Origin of the sequence: Actinomadura geliboluensis, from assembly GCF_043197915.1 — a bacterium.
Taxonomy (GTDB): Bacteria; Actinomycetota; Actinomycetes; order Streptosporangiales; family Streptosporangiaceae; genus Spirillospora; species Spirillospora geliboluensis.
Genome location: NZ_JBICUA010000002.1, coordinates 301,061 through 313,910 on the forward strand (window position 1 = coordinate 301,061; position 12,850 = coordinate 313,910).

15 protein-coding genes, 1 tRNA gene and 1 pseudogene are annotated in these 12,850 nt (G+C 72.1%); 12 read left to right on the forward strand and 5 right to left on the reverse strand.

The annotated features are described in order from the left end of the window. Positions 1 to 18 precede the first annotated feature (18 nt). The 9 genes from ACGFI1_RS06975 (at position 19) to ACGFI1_RS07015 (ending at position 5,247) form a co-directional block, all read left to right on the forward strand. Positions 19 to 540, forward strand: coding sequence for a DUF892 family protein (locus tag ACGFI1_RS06975; protein ID WP_387077179.1), 522 nt, complete (start codon positions 19 to 21; stop codon positions 538 to 540). Further along, complete coding sequence (locus ACGFI1_RS06980) at positions 537 to 1,133, forward strand: D-sedoheptulose-7-phosphate isomerase (protein WP_392783859.1); 597 nt, start codon at positions 537 to 539, stop codon at positions 1,131 to 1,133. The genes ACGFI1_RS06975 and ACGFI1_RS06980 overlap by 4 nt, the downstream gene beginning before the upstream one ends. After that, positions 1,130 to 1,336: a HypC/HybG/HupF family hydrogenase formation chaperone gene (locus ACGFI1_RS06985; RefSeq protein WP_392783861.1), complete on the forward strand. Its 207-nt coding sequence runs from the start codon at positions 1,130 to 1,132 to the stop codon at positions 1,334 to 1,336. Before ACGFI1_RS06980 ends, ACGFI1_RS06985 begins: the two co-directional genes overlap by 4 nt. A gap of 5 nt (positions 1,337 to 1,341) precedes the next feature. Further along, positions 1,342 to 1,995: a D-sedoheptulose-7-phosphate isomerase gene (locus ACGFI1_RS06990; protein WP_386872970.1), complete on the forward strand. Its 654-nt coding sequence runs from the start codon at positions 1,342 to 1,344 to the stop codon at positions 1,993 to 1,995. Next, positions 1,995 to 2,264: a HypC/HybG/HupF family hydrogenase formation chaperone gene (locus ACGFI1_RS06995; protein ID WP_301176310.1), complete on the forward strand. Its 270-nt coding sequence runs from the start codon at positions 1,995 to 1,997 to the stop codon at positions 2,262 to 2,264. The genes ACGFI1_RS06990 and ACGFI1_RS06995 overlap by 1 nt, the downstream gene beginning before the upstream one ends. Next, positions 2,264 to 3,388 carry a hydrogenase formation protein HypD gene (hypD, locus tag ACGFI1_RS07000; RefSeq protein ID WP_386872885.1) on the forward strand — a complete coding sequence of 375 codons (1,125 nt, stop codon included), beginning with the start codon at positions 2,264 to 2,266 and terminating at the stop codon, positions 3,386 to 3,388. Before ACGFI1_RS06995 ends, hypD begins: the two co-directional genes overlap by 1 nt. Continuing rightward, positions 3,385 to 4,452 carry a hydrogenase expression/formation protein HypE gene (gene hypE, locus ACGFI1_RS07005; protein WP_138638470.1) on the forward strand — a complete coding sequence of 356 codons (1,068 nt, stop codon included), beginning with the start codon at positions 3,385 to 3,387 and terminating at the stop codon, positions 4,450 to 4,452. Before hypD ends, hypE begins: the two co-directional genes overlap by 4 nt. A 156-nt stretch (positions 4,453 to 4,608) precedes the next feature. Continuing rightward, entirely contained in the window at positions 4,609 to 5,115 is a 507-nt protein-coding gene (locus tag ACGFI1_RS07010; protein ID WP_138638469.1) for a DUF1269 domain-containing protein, read from the forward strand. Positions 5,116 to 5,175: 60 nt separating this feature from the next. Then, positions 5,176 to 5,247 (forward strand) — tRNA-Met (locus ACGFI1_RS07015). An 80-nt stretch (positions 5,248 to 5,327) separates the two neighbouring features. Here the strand turns inward: ACGFI1_RS07015 and ACGFI1_RS07020 are convergent. From ACGFI1_RS07020 to ACGFI1_RS07030, 3 genes are all read right to left on the reverse strand, one after another. Continuing rightward, positions 5,328 to 5,909 (reverse strand): TetR/AcrR family transcriptional regulator, encoded by a 582-nt coding sequence (locus ACGFI1_RS07020; RefSeq protein ID WP_301176308.1) that lies wholly within the window; start codon positions 5,907 to 5,909, stop codon positions 5,328 to 5,330. Next, complete coding sequence (locus tag ACGFI1_RS07025) at positions 5,896 to 7,326, reverse strand: FAD-dependent monooxygenase (RefSeq protein ID WP_392783863.1); 1,431 nt, start codon at positions 7,324 to 7,326, stop codon at positions 5,896 to 5,898. The genes ACGFI1_RS07020 and ACGFI1_RS07025 overlap by 14 nt, the downstream gene beginning before the upstream one ends. A gap of 96 nt (positions 7,327 to 7,422) precedes the next feature. Further along, positions 7,423 to 8,403 carry a zinc-binding dehydrogenase gene (locus ACGFI1_RS07030; RefSeq protein ID WP_392783864.1) on the reverse strand — a complete coding sequence of 327 codons (981 nt, stop codon included), beginning with the start codon at positions 8,401 to 8,403 and terminating at the stop codon, positions 7,423 to 7,425. A gap of 112 nt (positions 8,404 to 8,515) precedes the next feature. Here ACGFI1_RS07030 and ACGFI1_RS07035 point away from each other — a divergent pair, with 112 nt between their 5' ends. Continuing rightward, positions 8,516 to 9,118, forward strand: coding sequence for a DUF6461 domain-containing protein (locus tag ACGFI1_RS07035; protein WP_392783866.1), 603 nt, complete (start codon positions 8,516 to 8,518; stop codon positions 9,116 to 9,118). Between the two features lie 59 nt (positions 9,119 to 9,177). Further along, positions 9,178 to 10,170 carry an IS481 family transposase gene (locus ACGFI1_RS07040; RefSeq protein WP_392783868.1) on the forward strand — a complete coding sequence of 331 codons (993 nt, stop codon included), beginning with the start codon at positions 9,178 to 9,180 and terminating at the stop codon, positions 10,168 to 10,170. 152 nt (positions 10,171 to 10,322) lie between these two features. On the opposite strand, the pseudogene ACGFI1_RS07045 reads toward ACGFI1_RS07040, so the two are convergent. Both ACGFI1_RS07045 and ACGFI1_RS07050 read right to left on the reverse strand, forming a co-directional pair. After that, positions 10,323 to 10,520: pseudogene (locus tag ACGFI1_RS07045) on the reverse strand (transposase); the annotation flags it as partial. A 174-nt stretch (positions 10,521 to 10,694) separates the two neighbouring features. Then, on the reverse strand, positions 10,695 to 11,024 hold the full coding sequence (locus ACGFI1_RS07050) for a putative quinol monooxygenase (protein WP_392783870.1): 330 nt from the start codon (positions 11,022 to 11,024) through the stop codon (positions 10,695 to 10,697). Between the two features lie 64 nt (positions 11,025 to 11,088). On the opposite strand from ACGFI1_RS07050, the gene ACGFI1_RS07055 reads away from it, so the two are divergent. Beyond that, positions 11,089 to 11,448 (forward strand): MerR family transcriptional regulator, encoded by a 360-nt coding sequence (locus tag ACGFI1_RS07055; RefSeq protein WP_392783872.1) that lies wholly within the window; start codon positions 11,089 to 11,091, stop codon positions 11,446 to 11,448. Positions 11,449 to 12,850: the final 1,402 nt, after the last annotated feature.

Genomic DNA, 12,850 nt, shown 5'->3' on the forward strand with positions numbered 1-12,850 from the left:
CGGGATCGGACACGGGCCATGACGACCATCGACCGGCAGCTCGTCGGGTACCTGAAGGACGCGCACGCGCTGCAGGAGCATGTCGAGGCCACGCTGAGCGAGCTGCTCACCACGGTGGCGGTTGAGCCGGACGTCTGCCGGCGCCTCGGCCGCTACGCCGAGCGGACGCGGACGCACACCCGCGAGATCGAGGCGCGGCTGCGGGCGCACGGGTCCGCGCCGTCCATCGTCCGGGACGCGGGGCAGCTGTTCGCGTCCGTGCTGGAGGCCGGGCTGGGGCGCACCCGCCGGGACCAGGCCGGCCGCCACGTCCGGGACGCCTACGTCGCCGCGCACCTGCAGATCGCGTCCGCGGAGATGCTGCGCCGCGTCGCCGAGCGGGCCGGGGACGCCGAGACGGCGCGGGTCGCGACGGCGCTGTGCGACGACGCGCACGCGATGTCGGCGGAGCTGTCGGAGCGCTGGGACCTCGCCGTGGAGCTGTCGCTGCGCCAGCACGGCCTCCGCGACGTCCCGCCGCCGCCGGGCGGTGGCGGATGAGCGGCACGGCGGCGGAGGTGTTCGCGCGGCGCGCCGCGCCGGGCGCGGCGCTCGCGGGCGAGGCCGGCGCGATCGCCGCCGCGTGCCACGCGATGGCGGCGCGGTTCCACCGCGGCGGGCGGCTGCTCGCCTTCGGTGCGGGCGGCGCCGCCACCGACGCCCAGCACGTCGCGGTCGAGTTCGTCCACCCGGTGATCGTGGGGAAGCGGGCGCTGCCCGCGCTGTCGCTCACCGGCGACGTCGCGACGCTCACCGGGATCTGCGCCGGGCCGGGGTTCGACGACGCGTTCGCGCACCAGGTCCGCTGCTTCGGCGGGCCCGGCGACATCGCGTTCGGGATCTCGCCGGACGGCCGCTGCGGCAGCGTCCTGCGCGCCATGGAGGCCGCGCGCGGCCTCGGGATGCTGACGGTCGCGCTCGCGGGCGGCGACGGCGGGGAGCTGCCCGGAGCCGTCGACCACCTGGTGACCGTGCCGTCCACCGACCCGCGCGTGGTCAAGGAAGTGCACGTCACCGCTTACCACCTGCTTTGGGAGCTGGTCCACGTGTTCTTGGAGCAGCCGGGCGTGCTCGGCGAGGAGGTGCTCGCGTGACCGGATGCGAGGAAGACGGCCACTGCACGACCTGCGCGGACGAGGCGCGCCCGGCCACCGTTCTCCGGCTTGTCGACGGCGATTTCGCCGACGTCGACACCGGCGGCGGGGGGATCGAGCGGATCAGCGTGGCCCTGGTGGACGCCGCCGCCGGCGACACCGTGCTCGTCCACGCCAAGGAGGCGATCGGGGTCGTGACGTGACCGAGATGCTCTACCCGTTCCTGTACGCGGGCGGCTCCGGGCTGGACACGCTGCTGGAGGACGTCCGGCGCTCGACGGCCGACAAGGCCAACGAGATCGTCCGGCTCCGGGAGGCCGTCCTCGCCGAGTACGCCGACGAGCTCGCCGCCTGCGCCGCGCGGATGGCGGCCGCGTTCCGCGCGGGCGGCCGGCTGTTCGCGTTCGGCAACGGCGGCAGCGCCACGGACGCGCAGGACGTCGCCGCGCTGTTCCTCAACCCGGGCGGGGCGGCGCGCCCGCTGCCCGCGCTCGCGCTGACCAACGACACCGCCGCCATCACCGCGCTGTCCAACGACGTCGGGTTCGAGGTGGTGTTCGCGCGGCAGCTCGCCGCGTTCGGGCGGCCGGGCGACATCGCGGTGGCGCTGTCCACGAGTGGCGACTCCGACAACCTCGTCGCCGCGCTGCGGGAGGCGGCGCGGCGCGGCATGACGGCGGTCGGGCTCGCCGGCTGCGGCGGCGGGCGGATGGCGGAGACACCGGGCCTGCACCACCTGTTCGTCGTGCCGTCGTCGTCGGTGCACCGGATCCAGGAGGCGCAGACGACCGTCTACCACGCGCTGTGGGAGCTGACGCAGTCCGAACTGGCCCGTTTCGAGACCACAGGGGAGGCAGGCTGATGTGCCTGGCGATACCGGGCGAGATCGTGGCGGTCGGGACGGACCGGCCGGTGGCGGAGGTCGACGTGAGCGGCGTCCGCCGGTCGGTCGACATCGGCCTGCTGGACGGGGAGCGGCTCGCCGCGGGCGACTGGGTCCTCATCCATGTCGGCTTCGCCATGTCCAAGATCGACGAGGCGGAGGCGCGGGCGACGCTGGAACTGCTCCAGGGCCTCGGCGCCGCCTACGACGACGAGATCGACGCGCTGCGGGAATCGGAGATCGGCTGATGCGCTTCGTCGACGAGTACCGGGACGCGGGGAGGGCGCGGGCGCTCGCCGCCTCGATCGCCTCCCTGTGCGAGCCCGGCCGGCACTACAAGTTCATGGAGGTGTGCGGCGGCCACACGCACACCATCTACAAGCACGGCGTCGAGGACTACCTGCCGGAGAACGTCTCCCTCGTGCACGGGCCGGGCTGCCCGGTGTGCGTGATCCCGATGGGGCGGGTGGACGACGCCGTCCACATCGCGTCCCGGCCCGGCGTGATCCTGGCGACGTTCGGCGACATGATGCGCGTGCCCGGCGGGGGCGGCTCGTTCCTCGACGCGAAGGCCGCGGGCGCCGACATCCGGATGGTGTACTCGCCGCTGGACGCCCTGAAGCTCGCCGAGCGCAACCCGTCCCGCCGGGTCGTGTTCATGGGGATCGGGTTCGAGACGACCGCGCCGTCCACGGCGATGACCGTGCTGCGCGCGGCGGCGGCCGGGATCACCAACTTCTCGGTGTTCTGCAACCACGTGACGATCCTCCCGGCGATCAAGGCGATCCTGGACTCGCCGGACCTGCGCCTGGACGGCTTCCTCGGCCCCGGCCACGTCTCGACGGTCATCGGCTGCCGGCCCTACGCGTTCATCCCCGGCGACTACGGCAAACCGCTGGTCGTCGCCGGTTTCGAGCCGCTGGACCTGCTGCAGTCGGTGCGCATGCTGCTGACCCAGCTCGCGGAGGGCCGCGCCGAGGTCGAGAACCAGTACGGCCGGGTCGTCCCGTGGGAGGGCAACCCGAAGGCGCTGGACGCCATCGCCCGCACGATGGAGATGCGCCCGTACTTCGAGTGGCGCGGCCTCGGGTTCATCTCGCATTCCGCGCTGCGCCTGCGGGACGAGTACGCCGCGTTCGACGCCGAGCGCGTCTTCGACATCCCGGGCGGCCGGGTCGCGGACCCGAAGGCGTGCCAGTGCGGCGAGGTGCTCAAGGGCGTCCTGAAACCGTGGGAGTGCAAGGTCTTCGGGACGGCCTGCACCCCGGAGACGCCGATCGGCACCTGCATGGTGTCGTCCGAAGGCGCCTGCGCCGCCTACTACAACTTCGGCCGGTTCACCCGGGAGCGCGTCAAGGAGGCCACCCGATGACGATCCGCGAGGAGCAGGTCCTCGAACGCATCGCGCGGGCGCGCGGCCGCCGGGCCCGCCTGCGCGAGGACGCGATCACGCTCGCGCACGGATCCGGCGGCAAGGCCACCCGCACCCTGGTCGACGCGGTGTTCAAGGAGGCGTTCGGCAACCCGCTGCTCGACCGCCTGGACGACTCGGCGCGCTTCGCCGTCAACGGCGCCGACCTGGCCTTCACCACCGACTCCTACGTGGTGTCGCCGCTGTTCTTCCCCGGCGGTGACATCGGCGACCTCGCCGTCAACGGCACGGTCAACGACCTCGCCGTCGCCGGCGCGACCCCGCTGCACCTGTCCGCCGGGTTCATCCTCGAAGAGGGCTTCCCGGTGGCGTCGCTGCGCCGCATCACCGCCTCGATGAGCGCCGCCGCCGACGCCGCGGGCGTCGACATCGTCGCGGGCGACACGAAGGTGGTCGAGCGCGGCAAGGCCGACGGCTGCTACATCAACACCGCCGGGGTGGGCGTCGTCCACTCCCCGCCCACGGGCGAGCTCCGGCCCGGCGACGCCGTCCTGGTCACCGGACCGATCGGCGAGCACGGCGTCACGGTCATGCTGGCGCGCGGCGACCTCGACATCGAGGCCGACCTCGCCTCCGACACCGCGCCGCTGAACTGCCTGCTCGCCGACCTGTCCGCCCGCTGCCGGGGCACCGTCCGCCGGATGCGGGACGCGACGCGCGGCGGGGTGGCGACCGTCCTCAACGAGCTGGCGGCGGACGCGGGCCTCGCCGTGGTCGTGGACGAGGACGCGATCCCCGTCCACCCGGCCGTCCGGGGCGCCTGCGAACTCCTCGGCATCGACCCGCTGTACGTCGCGTGCGAGGGCCGGGCCGTCGTCGTGGTCGCGCCCGGCGCGGCGGACGCGGCGCTGGCCTCGCTGCACGCCCACCCGCTGGGCGCGGACGCCGCCGTCATCGGCCACGTCCGGGACGACCCGCCCGGCACCGTCCTGCTGAAGACGGCCTTCGGCGGCACCCGCATCATCGACCTCCTGGTGGGCGATCCGCTGCCGCGCATCTGCTGATCCCGGGGCCCGCGACGGTGCCGCGGCGGTGCCGTGCGGCACGGTCAAAGGCTCCACTGGAATCGGGCATCTTTCTACTACCGGTGTATTGCCGGGCATTGGGGTGGGCATCGTCCCGGAACGCTCAGGCGTCACATCCTTGGGGGGAACACTTCAATGAGCGATCTCATCGCCATCGCCTATCCGGACCTCGACCGTGCCATCGAGGTCCGCGACCGGCTCATCGACATGCAGCGGCAGAACGTGATCGCGCTCGCGGACGCCGCCGTCGTCGAAAAGCGCCTCGACGGCAAGATCAAGCTGCACCAGATCCACAACACCACCGGCCGGGGCGCCGCCTGGGGCACCGTCTGGGGCGGCCTGCTCGGCATGCTGTTCTTCGCCCCGCTGATCGGCGCGGCGGTCGGCGCCGCCGCCGGCGCCGCGGGCGGCGCCGCGTCGGACGTCGGCGTGGACGACTCGTTCATGCGCGAACTCGGCGCGAAGCTCCAGCCCGGCGGCGCCGCGCTGTTCCTCCTCGTCACCAAGGTGACGCCGGACAAAGTCATCCCGCAGGTCGCCCAGTACGGCGGTGAGATCCTGCAGACCTCGCTCAGCGCGGACGCCGAGCAGCACCTGCGCGAGGCCGTCGAGGCCGACGCCCGCGTCCACGCCACCACCTGACCCGGGCGCGAAAAACCATTGGCTCCGCCCCGCACCGGCCTTTTACCATCGAAAGGCCGGTGCGGGGTAGTGCAACGGGAGCATGCAGGTCTCATAAGCCTGGTGATGCGGGTTCGAATCCCGCCCCCGCCTCTAGTGAAAGGCGCGCCCGAATGGTCGGGCGCGCCTTTCGTCATGCCTTTTCGCCGTGCCTTTTCGCTACGGCGGCGAGCCTAGGTCGCCGCCGGGCTTCCGTAACGGGCCAGCAGAGCCCGCACGGCGGTGCGGATCGGCTCGCCCGGCGACTCCGGGACGCCGGTGGTCAGGGCGGTGAACAGGATGCCCAGGACGCTCATCTCCAGGAGCATGGCGTCGTCCGGGCTGACCTCCATCCCGGCGGCATGGCACTGCCGGACGATGAGATCGGCGCGGGCGCGCAGCGCGTCCGTCAGCATCCGCCGCAGCCGCGGGTTGCGGGTGCTCTCCAGATGCAGCTCGAACAGGGCCAGCGGGTCGTGGCCCCCCTCGGCCAGCATCAGGGTCAGCACGGCGACCAGCGCCTCCTCCAGGTCCGCGGGCGAGATCGGCCGGACGGTGTGGGCGGCCACCCGGTCCCCGAGCCGGTCGGTGATCCGCTCGATGACCCCGTCGAGGAGCGCGTCGCGGGTGCGGAAGTAGCGCGAGGCGGTCCCGGCCGGGACGCCGGCGCCGGCGTCGACGGCCCGGTGGGTGAGCCCACGCGACCCCTGCTCGGCCAGCACGGCGATGGCCGCGTCCGCGAGCCGGGCGCGTCGCTGCGGGTTAGGCGGTGGCACGGTGCCCCTCCAGATCGGTGCGGTCGGCCGGACCGCACCATTCCACCAGAGCCGCCCCGACGCCGGCGCTGTCGCCGGCCCAGGCCACGTACCCGTCCGGGCGGACCAGCGTCGCCGCCGGCCCGGTCGCGTCCTCCGGCCTGGCCTGCCGCACGCGGTCCCGCCAGTGGACGGGCACCGCCTCGTCCGACAGCAGGACGAACCGCCCCGCGCGCAGCACCTCGTACAGGCGGCCCACGTCCGTGCGGCGGTCGGGGGCGCGGCGCCCGGCCAGCGGGTGGGCGCCGGGCCCGCCGGGCGGATAGGCGAACTCCAGCCCCGACAGCCTGCCGAGGATGCGGCGGCGGCCCGCGCCGGTGCGCAGCAGGGCCGCCATGATCCGCCGGTTGGCCGCCAGCCGCACCCGTGACCCGCTCAGCACCAGCCCGGTGAGGTGGTCGGTCATGGCGAGGACGGCGGAGCCGACGGGATGCCGCTCCGCGTGGTAGGTGCCGAGCAGCCCGGGCGGAGCCCAGCCGCGCAAGTCGGCGGCGAGCTTCCAGCCCAGGTTGGCGGCGTCCTGGATGCCGGTGTTCATGCCCTGCCCGCCGATCGGCGAGTTCACGTGGGCGGCGTCCCCGGCCAGGAAGACGCGCCCCGCCCGGTAGTCGCGGGCCTGCCGGCGCTCGGCGGCGAAACGCGAGAACCAGCGCGGCTCGCTCATGCCGTAGTCGGTGCCGGCGATCTGCCGGAACGCCGTACGGATCCGGTCGAAATCGGCGTCCTCCCGGTCTTCGCGCAGCCACGCGCCGACCCGGTACCAGCCGTCCCCGAACGGGAGGGTCACCACCACGCCCTGCGGCCCGACCTGCGTGATCGGCGGCGGCTCAGAGCCGGGGACGCGGACGTCGGCCAGCAGCATGGGCAGGCTGTAGGCCGCGCCGGCGAAGCCGACGCCCACCAGCCCGCGGACGGTGCTGTGGGCGCCGTCCGCGCCGATGACGTACCGGGCGTCCAGCGCGGTCCCGTCCGCGAGCGTGAGCCGTACGGACTCGGCGTCCTGGGCCAGGCCGGTGACCTCCGCGCCGCGGCGGACCTCGACGCCCAGTTCGGCGGCGCGCCGCCGCAGGACCTTCTCGGTGCCGTTCTGGGGCACGATCAGCAGCATCGGATACCGCGTGTCGAGCCGGCCGAAGTCCACGCGCGAGGCGTAGGCGGGGTACACCGTCCTGAGCGGGTTGCCCAGCGCCACCAGTTCGTCGCCCATGCCGCGGGCGTCGAGCAGTTCCAGGGCGCGGGCGTGCAGGCCGAAGGCCCGGGTGACGCCGGACTCACCGCCGCGCTTGTCCACGACCACGCAGGACACGCCCGCCAGGGCCAGCTCGCAGGCGGCCATCAGCCCGGTGGGCCCGGCCCCCACGATGACGACGTCGTCCATGGCGCCCTCCATTCGCTACAGATGTATCGCTACATTTATAGCGAATGAAGGGCGCCGACGCACCCCCACGGCATGGGGGCCGGGTGCTCCGCTCCGTCAGCGGGCCCGCTCGGCGTCCACGACCAGCAGCGACTTGCCGACCGTGGCGCGCTCGGCCAGCGCGCGGTGCGCGTCCGCCGCCCGCTCCAGCGGATACGTGGCCCGGATCACCGGCTTCAGCCGCCCCTCCTCGGCCAGCTCAAGCACTCGGCCCAGCAGTTCGCGCACGGTCGCCTCGTCCGGCGGCCCGTCCATCAGCGGAGCGAGCACCCGCACGCCACGGCGCTTGGCCACGTCCTTGTCCGGGTCGGTGAAACCTTCCGCAGTGCCATACGTGACGAACCGCCCGCTATCGGCCACGGCGTCGAACGCGGCCAACCCCAGCGGCCCGCCCGCACCGTCGTAGGCGAGCGCGACCCCGCCCCCGGTCGCCTCGCGCACACGCTCGACCCAGTCCGCCCGCGTGTAGTCGACGACGACCTCCGCCCCGAGCTCGCGCGCGAGCTCCAGCTTGGCCTCGCTCGACGCGGCCGCCACCACCCGCGCGCCCGCGTCGACGGCGAGCTGCACCAGCAGCGACCCGGCCCCGCCGGCCGCCGCCGACACCAGCACCCACTCACCGCCCGCCGGCGCCCCCAGCCGCGCCAGGCTGAGCGCAGTCACACCGTCGTGGACGAGCGCCGCCGCCGTCCCGGCCGCCAGCCCGCCGGGAACCGGCATGATCTCGCCCTCCCCGGCGACGACCTGCTCGGCGTACCCGGTCCCGGTCCGCACGACCACCCGCCGCCCGATCCACGCCGGATCGACGCCGTCGCCCGTCCGCAGCACCTCGCCCGCTCCACCGCCGCCCGGCACGTAGGGGAGCGTCCGGGGGAAGAAGTCCTGCCCCCAGCCCCCGCGCAGGAGGGTGTCGAGGAAGATGACGTCCGCCACGGCCATGCCGACGACGACCTGCCCCGGCCCCGGCACCGGCTCGGGCACCTCCGCGACGCCGAGCACCTCCGGCCCACCGAACTCCTTCACCTGGATCGCCCGCATGGCAGCCCCCTTCGCTTCCGAAACCGTTCCACCCCACTCTCCAACCTCAACCAATCTTGAGGTCAAGGCGGCGCTAGGGTCGTGCGGGCGCCGACCCCCGAAGGAGACGATCATGGCCGGCCCGTCACCGGAGCAGATCCAGCACTACGTGCGCGTGCTCGACCACCTGAGCCGCCTCCCACCGGACCCCGGCGCGTCGGAGAACCTGTCCTGGACGGTCGTCCGCGGACCGGGAATGACCGTCCACGAGGCGGTACGCCGCCTGAACGGCGACCCGGCCACCCTCACCGCACACCGCCCGGCCGCCGACGACTACGACCCCGACGACGCGCTCTTCCTGGAACAGCGCGGCGACGCGGTCGTCATCGTCTCCTACGGCACCGCCACCGCCGAACTGGACGCACTCCAGCGCCTGAGCCGGGGCGCCACGCTGCACTCGGTCTTCTGGCTGATCAACAACTTCAGCCGCCTCTACTACCTGGCCGACGGCGAGCTGATCACCGAACTGGACCCGCTCGACCCGCAGAACCCATCGGGCACCACCCCGCACGCGTTGACCGACCACCTGGACGCCCTCCGCACCCTCCGCGCCCACCCCGGCCCCGGCCCGGACTGGGAAACGGCGATGGCCACCCTCGAATCCTTGACCGGCGAAAGACTGGACGCCGACTGGTTCACCCACCCCCAAACCTTCGCCGAGGCCAACCGCCGCTAGGTCTAAAACTGCCGGAGGTTGTTGACACCCGGGGTCTCCGATCACTACGGAGATCTCTCATGCCCCCATCGCCTCAACAGCAACAGGACCGCCAAGCACAGCGACGCCTGGCGGTCCTGCGCCACGCCGAGGAGGTCACCGGCAACGTCTCTCAGACCTGCCGGTACTACGGCATCAGCCGCAACTGCTTCTACAAGTGGCAACGCCGATACCAGGAAGAAGGCATCGACGGGCTGCGCGACCGCTCCAGCCGACCGCACCACAGCCCCAACGCCACCCACACCGACGTCGTCAACAAGATCGTCTACCTGCGGCGGCACTACCACTTCGGGCCGATGAAGATCCAGATGTACCTCAAGCGGTACCACGACATCGACATCGCCACCTCGGCCGTCTACCGCATCCTCAAGAAACTCGGCCTGAACCGCCTGCCGGCCTCCCAGCGCCACAAGCACCACACCAAACGCCACCAGCGCTACGAGAAGCAACTGCCCGGCAACCGCGTCCAGATCGACGTCAAGTTCATCGAACCCGTCGGCGTCCCCGAACCCACAGACCGCCAGGACGCGCCGAAACCGCTCACCCCGGCCCCCAAGAGCCGGCGGCGGGCCAAGTACTACCAGTTCACCGCCATCGACGACTGCACCCGGCTGCGCATCCTGCGGGTCTACCCCCGCTGCGATCAGAAGACCGCCATCCAGTTCCTGGACTACGTCCTGGAACGGCTGCCCTTCCGTGTCGAGGTCGTCCAGACCGACAACGGCGCCGAATTCCAGTCCGGCTTCCACTGGCACGTGCTGGACAAGGGCATCGCCCACACCTACATCAAACCCGCATCACCTCACCTCAACGGCAAGGTCGAACGCTCCCACCGCATCGACGCCGAGGAGTTCTACCGCATGCTCGACGGCGTCGTCATCGACGACACCGGCGTCTTCAACGACAGGCTCCGCGAGTGGGAGGACTACTACAACTACGATCGTCCGCACGGAGCCCTCGGCGGCCAAACCCCTTACGAACGTCTCAAGCAGAAGACCCAGGCCCCGGTGTAACCAAGCTCCGGCAGATGCACAGCTAGGCCCTTTTTCAGGGTTGATCAGAGCCATTCGTTGACGGCGTCGAGGTAAACGGTGGGGTAGCGGACGGCGAGTTTGGCGAACCGGGTGGCGACCGCGCGATGACGTTCGAGCCGGTTGATGCCGCACTAGCGGGGGTGGCGCCAGCGGTGGACGGCCGGATTCGGAACTGCGCCGGCCGTGCCGTCGCAGTGCCAACGGCGGAACAGTGAGGACCCCACCTCCCAGGAGCCATAGCAGGCGGGCACGTCCCGCCACAGGACACCGACCCGGACTCGCCCGCGAACGCCATCGAGCTGCCGTTTCGTCCATTTCGAGGGCAGGCCCGCCTCGTCACCGCCAGGGCGGCCACGAGGTCTCCGGTGGGGGTGGCAACCGAAGCCCCCATCACTTAACGATTACGACACCCGTCACACAACCGACTCCGAAGCAGGCCCTGGGCCCCGCCAACCTCGCCTCGGCCGTCATCTAGCGGCGTCGGTGGGTCAAGCCGTCCGGAACTATGTGAGGTCGGCCGGGTAGGCGCTCCTCATCTCGCCGAAGTAGGCCTCGGGCGGACCTTCCACATGCTTGGGCAGCTCGTCCATGAAGGCGCGCAGCAGCGCGGTCGCATTGTGCCGATCGAGGTCCTCTTGCGAACGCCAGACCTCGTACAGGAAGAACCGGCCGTCCTCCTGTTCGTGAAGGTGGTACTGGAGATTGCCGGTGTGCTGCCGGGACGGTTCGACGAGGTTCAGCAGGAGATTGCCGAGTTGCTCGGCGTGCCCGGGCTTGGGGATCAGGAATCCGTAGAGCGAGACGGGCGCCGGTGCAGTCGAAGTAGTTGTCATGCGAGCAACGTTAGGATGTGACATCGATGTGAGATTCAAGCCGCGTGCCTATGGGGTGGGTCACATGAAGATCGGAGATCTGTCCCGCGAAACGGGCGTGGCCGTCCGTCTCCTGCGCTACTACGAGGATCAAGGCCTGCTCACCTCCCACCGCAGCCCGGGCGGACACCGCCACTACGGCCCCGAGGCCCCCGCTGCGGTCGCCCGCATCCGCACACTGCTCGCGGCAGGGCTCCCCACGCGAGTCATCCGCGAACTCACGCCGTGCTTCGTCGGCGACGGCACAGAGGTCCAGGCATGTGTCCTCGACCACCTCCGAACCCAGTGCGCCGAGTTGGACACGCGCATAGCCGACTTGGTCCAGGCCCGCGCGGCCCTAGGCGAAATCCTCCAGGCTTCCACCCGCTCCCTAACCCACACCTGACCGGGGCTGCAGCCTGGCGTGACGTGCAGAAGCCGTGCCCCACGCACTAGCGGATACCCAGGTGGGGAGGGCCTGCGTAGGTGCACGTGTGATCCACTTGCGTGGCGCTGCCTAGAGGAGCGGGCGTCGCGTTGCGCCGTAGCGGGATTACACGACCCTGGGCGTCGAGAACGCGGCTGAGCGTGAAGTATGCGCCTGCGAATGCGCGGGAGCTGTGCCCCAGCATGTCGGGTGACAACGCTGAAGGGCGTCCTCAGACCCGCGCTGGTGAAGGCCAAGCACGGGACCTGTGCCTTCGATCGTTCGACCTGAGCCCAGCATGGTGGGCGATCAGCCTGGGCGGACGGGCCCCAGCCCGCGCCGGCGGGAAAACCGGGCGCGGGGTACACGCACCTGAGCCAACGTGGCCTTGAGCTCGCGCAGCGGCCGGCCGGGCTAGGGCCGATTCCCGACCCGCGCATGGTGGGACGACCGGACGCAGGCTGCCGATCACGCGCCTTGAACCAGCTCGGCGGAGGGGGGAGGGACGAGGGCGTCTCCGGCCCTGTGTTGCTGGAGGGCGAGCGCGGACCTGCGGTCGCGTGCCTTAAACCAGCCCGATGGGTGTCCAGACTGAGGAAGGGATCCCGACTCGTGCCGGCGGGGGACCGGTGCCTTGTGAAGGCGTGCTCTTGAGATGGCGCGGCGGGGATCAGGTGGGTGGCGCGCCTGAGCCCGTGCCGGCGCGGACGCCGCCCCCCGGTCCGCGAGTTGGCGATCGTGCGGAGCTCGGACGGGAGAGCGCACCGGCCTCGCGCTGCCTGAAGGAACGGGCGGGCGCGTTGCGGTGAAGCGGATTACCCCTCGACAATGCGGCCGAGCGTGCGGTGTGCATCCGCGAACCTGCGGCCATGCCCAACCGGCAGTCGGCCATGCCAGGCGACGGCCCGGCCTCGTGCTGGCGGTATGGCCGGGCGTGATCAGGCGCCTAGCTCAGCGTGCCCGAGCGTAGCGGGCGAGGCGACCCCCGCCCGTGATGGTGCATGCGGGCCTGCGCTCGCGTGGCCGGGCCCCGCTTGGTGGTCGGCCTGGACGGGGATCGGTTCGGGGCCGTGTTGGCGGGATTGCCCGGGGGTGGGCTGTCGGCCAGTGCTTAGGACGAGCGTGGCGGGTGGGGAGAGTCGGGCGGCTCTGGGGGCGTGAGTCGGTGTTCGCGTCGTCTTCCGTCGGCGCGGGTTCGGGCCCGGCCGGGTGTGCGGTGGTGGGTTGCTCGGCGCGGGGCATGCGGGTGCGGCACGCGGCCCCGGGTCTGTTCGGGGGCGCGAGTCTGTGGTCTGTGGGTCTGTGATCAGGCGGCTTGGCTTGTTGGGGGTGGGCGGCTGGCCGGGGTGAGGCTCCATGTTGGTGGGCCTGTGGTCTGGCC

Excerpts from the sequence above, each read along its gene's own strand:
- ACGFI1_RS07035 (WP_392783866.1), top strand. The coding sequence starts at position 8,516 with ATGGCCGGCCCGTCACCGGAGCAGATCCAGCACTACGTGCGCGTGCTC.
- ACGFI1_RS06995 (WP_301176310.1), top strand. The coding sequence starts at position 1,995 with ATGTGCCTGGCGATACCGGGCGAGATCGTGGCGGTCGGGACGGACCGG.
- ACGFI1_RS06990 (WP_386872970.1), top strand. The coding sequence starts at position 1,342 with ATGCTCTACCCGTTCCTGTACGCGGGCGGCTCCGGGCTGGACACGCTG.
- ACGFI1_RS07055 (WP_392783872.1), top strand. The coding sequence starts at position 11,089 with ATGAAGATCGGAGATCTGTCCCGCGAAACGGGCGTGGCCGTCCGTCTC.
- ACGFI1_RS07050 (WP_392783870.1), bottom strand. The coding sequence starts at position 11,024 with ATGACAACTACTTCGACTGCACCGGCGCCCGTCTCGCTCTACGGATTC.
- ACGFI1_RS06975 (WP_387077179.1), top strand. The coding sequence starts at position 19 with ATGACGACCATCGACCGGCAGCTCGTCGGGTACCTGAAGGACGCGCAC.
- ACGFI1_RS06980 (WP_392783859.1), top strand. The coding sequence starts at position 537 with ATGAGCGGCACGGCGGCGGAGGTGTTCGCGCGGCGCGCCGCGCCGGGC.
- ACGFI1_RS07030 (WP_392783864.1), bottom strand. The coding sequence starts at position 8,403 with ATGCGGGCGATCCAGGTGAAGGAGTTCGGTGGGCCGGAGGTGCTCGGC.
- ACGFI1_RS07010 (WP_138638469.1), top strand. The coding sequence starts at position 4,609 with ATGAGCGATCTCATCGCCATCGCCTATCCGGACCTCGACCGTGCCATC.
- hypD (WP_386872885.1), top strand. The coding sequence starts at position 2,264 with ATGCGCTTCGTCGACGAGTACCGGGACGCGGGGAGGGCGCGGGCGCTC.
- ACGFI1_RS07025 (WP_392783863.1), bottom strand. The coding sequence starts at position 7,326 with ATGGACGACGTCGTCATCGTGGGGGCCGGGCCCACCGGGCTGATGGCC.
- hypE (WP_138638470.1), top strand. The coding sequence starts at position 3,385 with ATGACGATCCGCGAGGAGCAGGTCCTCGAACGCATCGCGCGGGCGCGC.
- ACGFI1_RS07040 (WP_392783868.1), top strand. The coding sequence starts at position 9,178 with ATGCCCCCATCGCCTCAACAGCAACAGGACCGCCAAGCACAGCGACGC.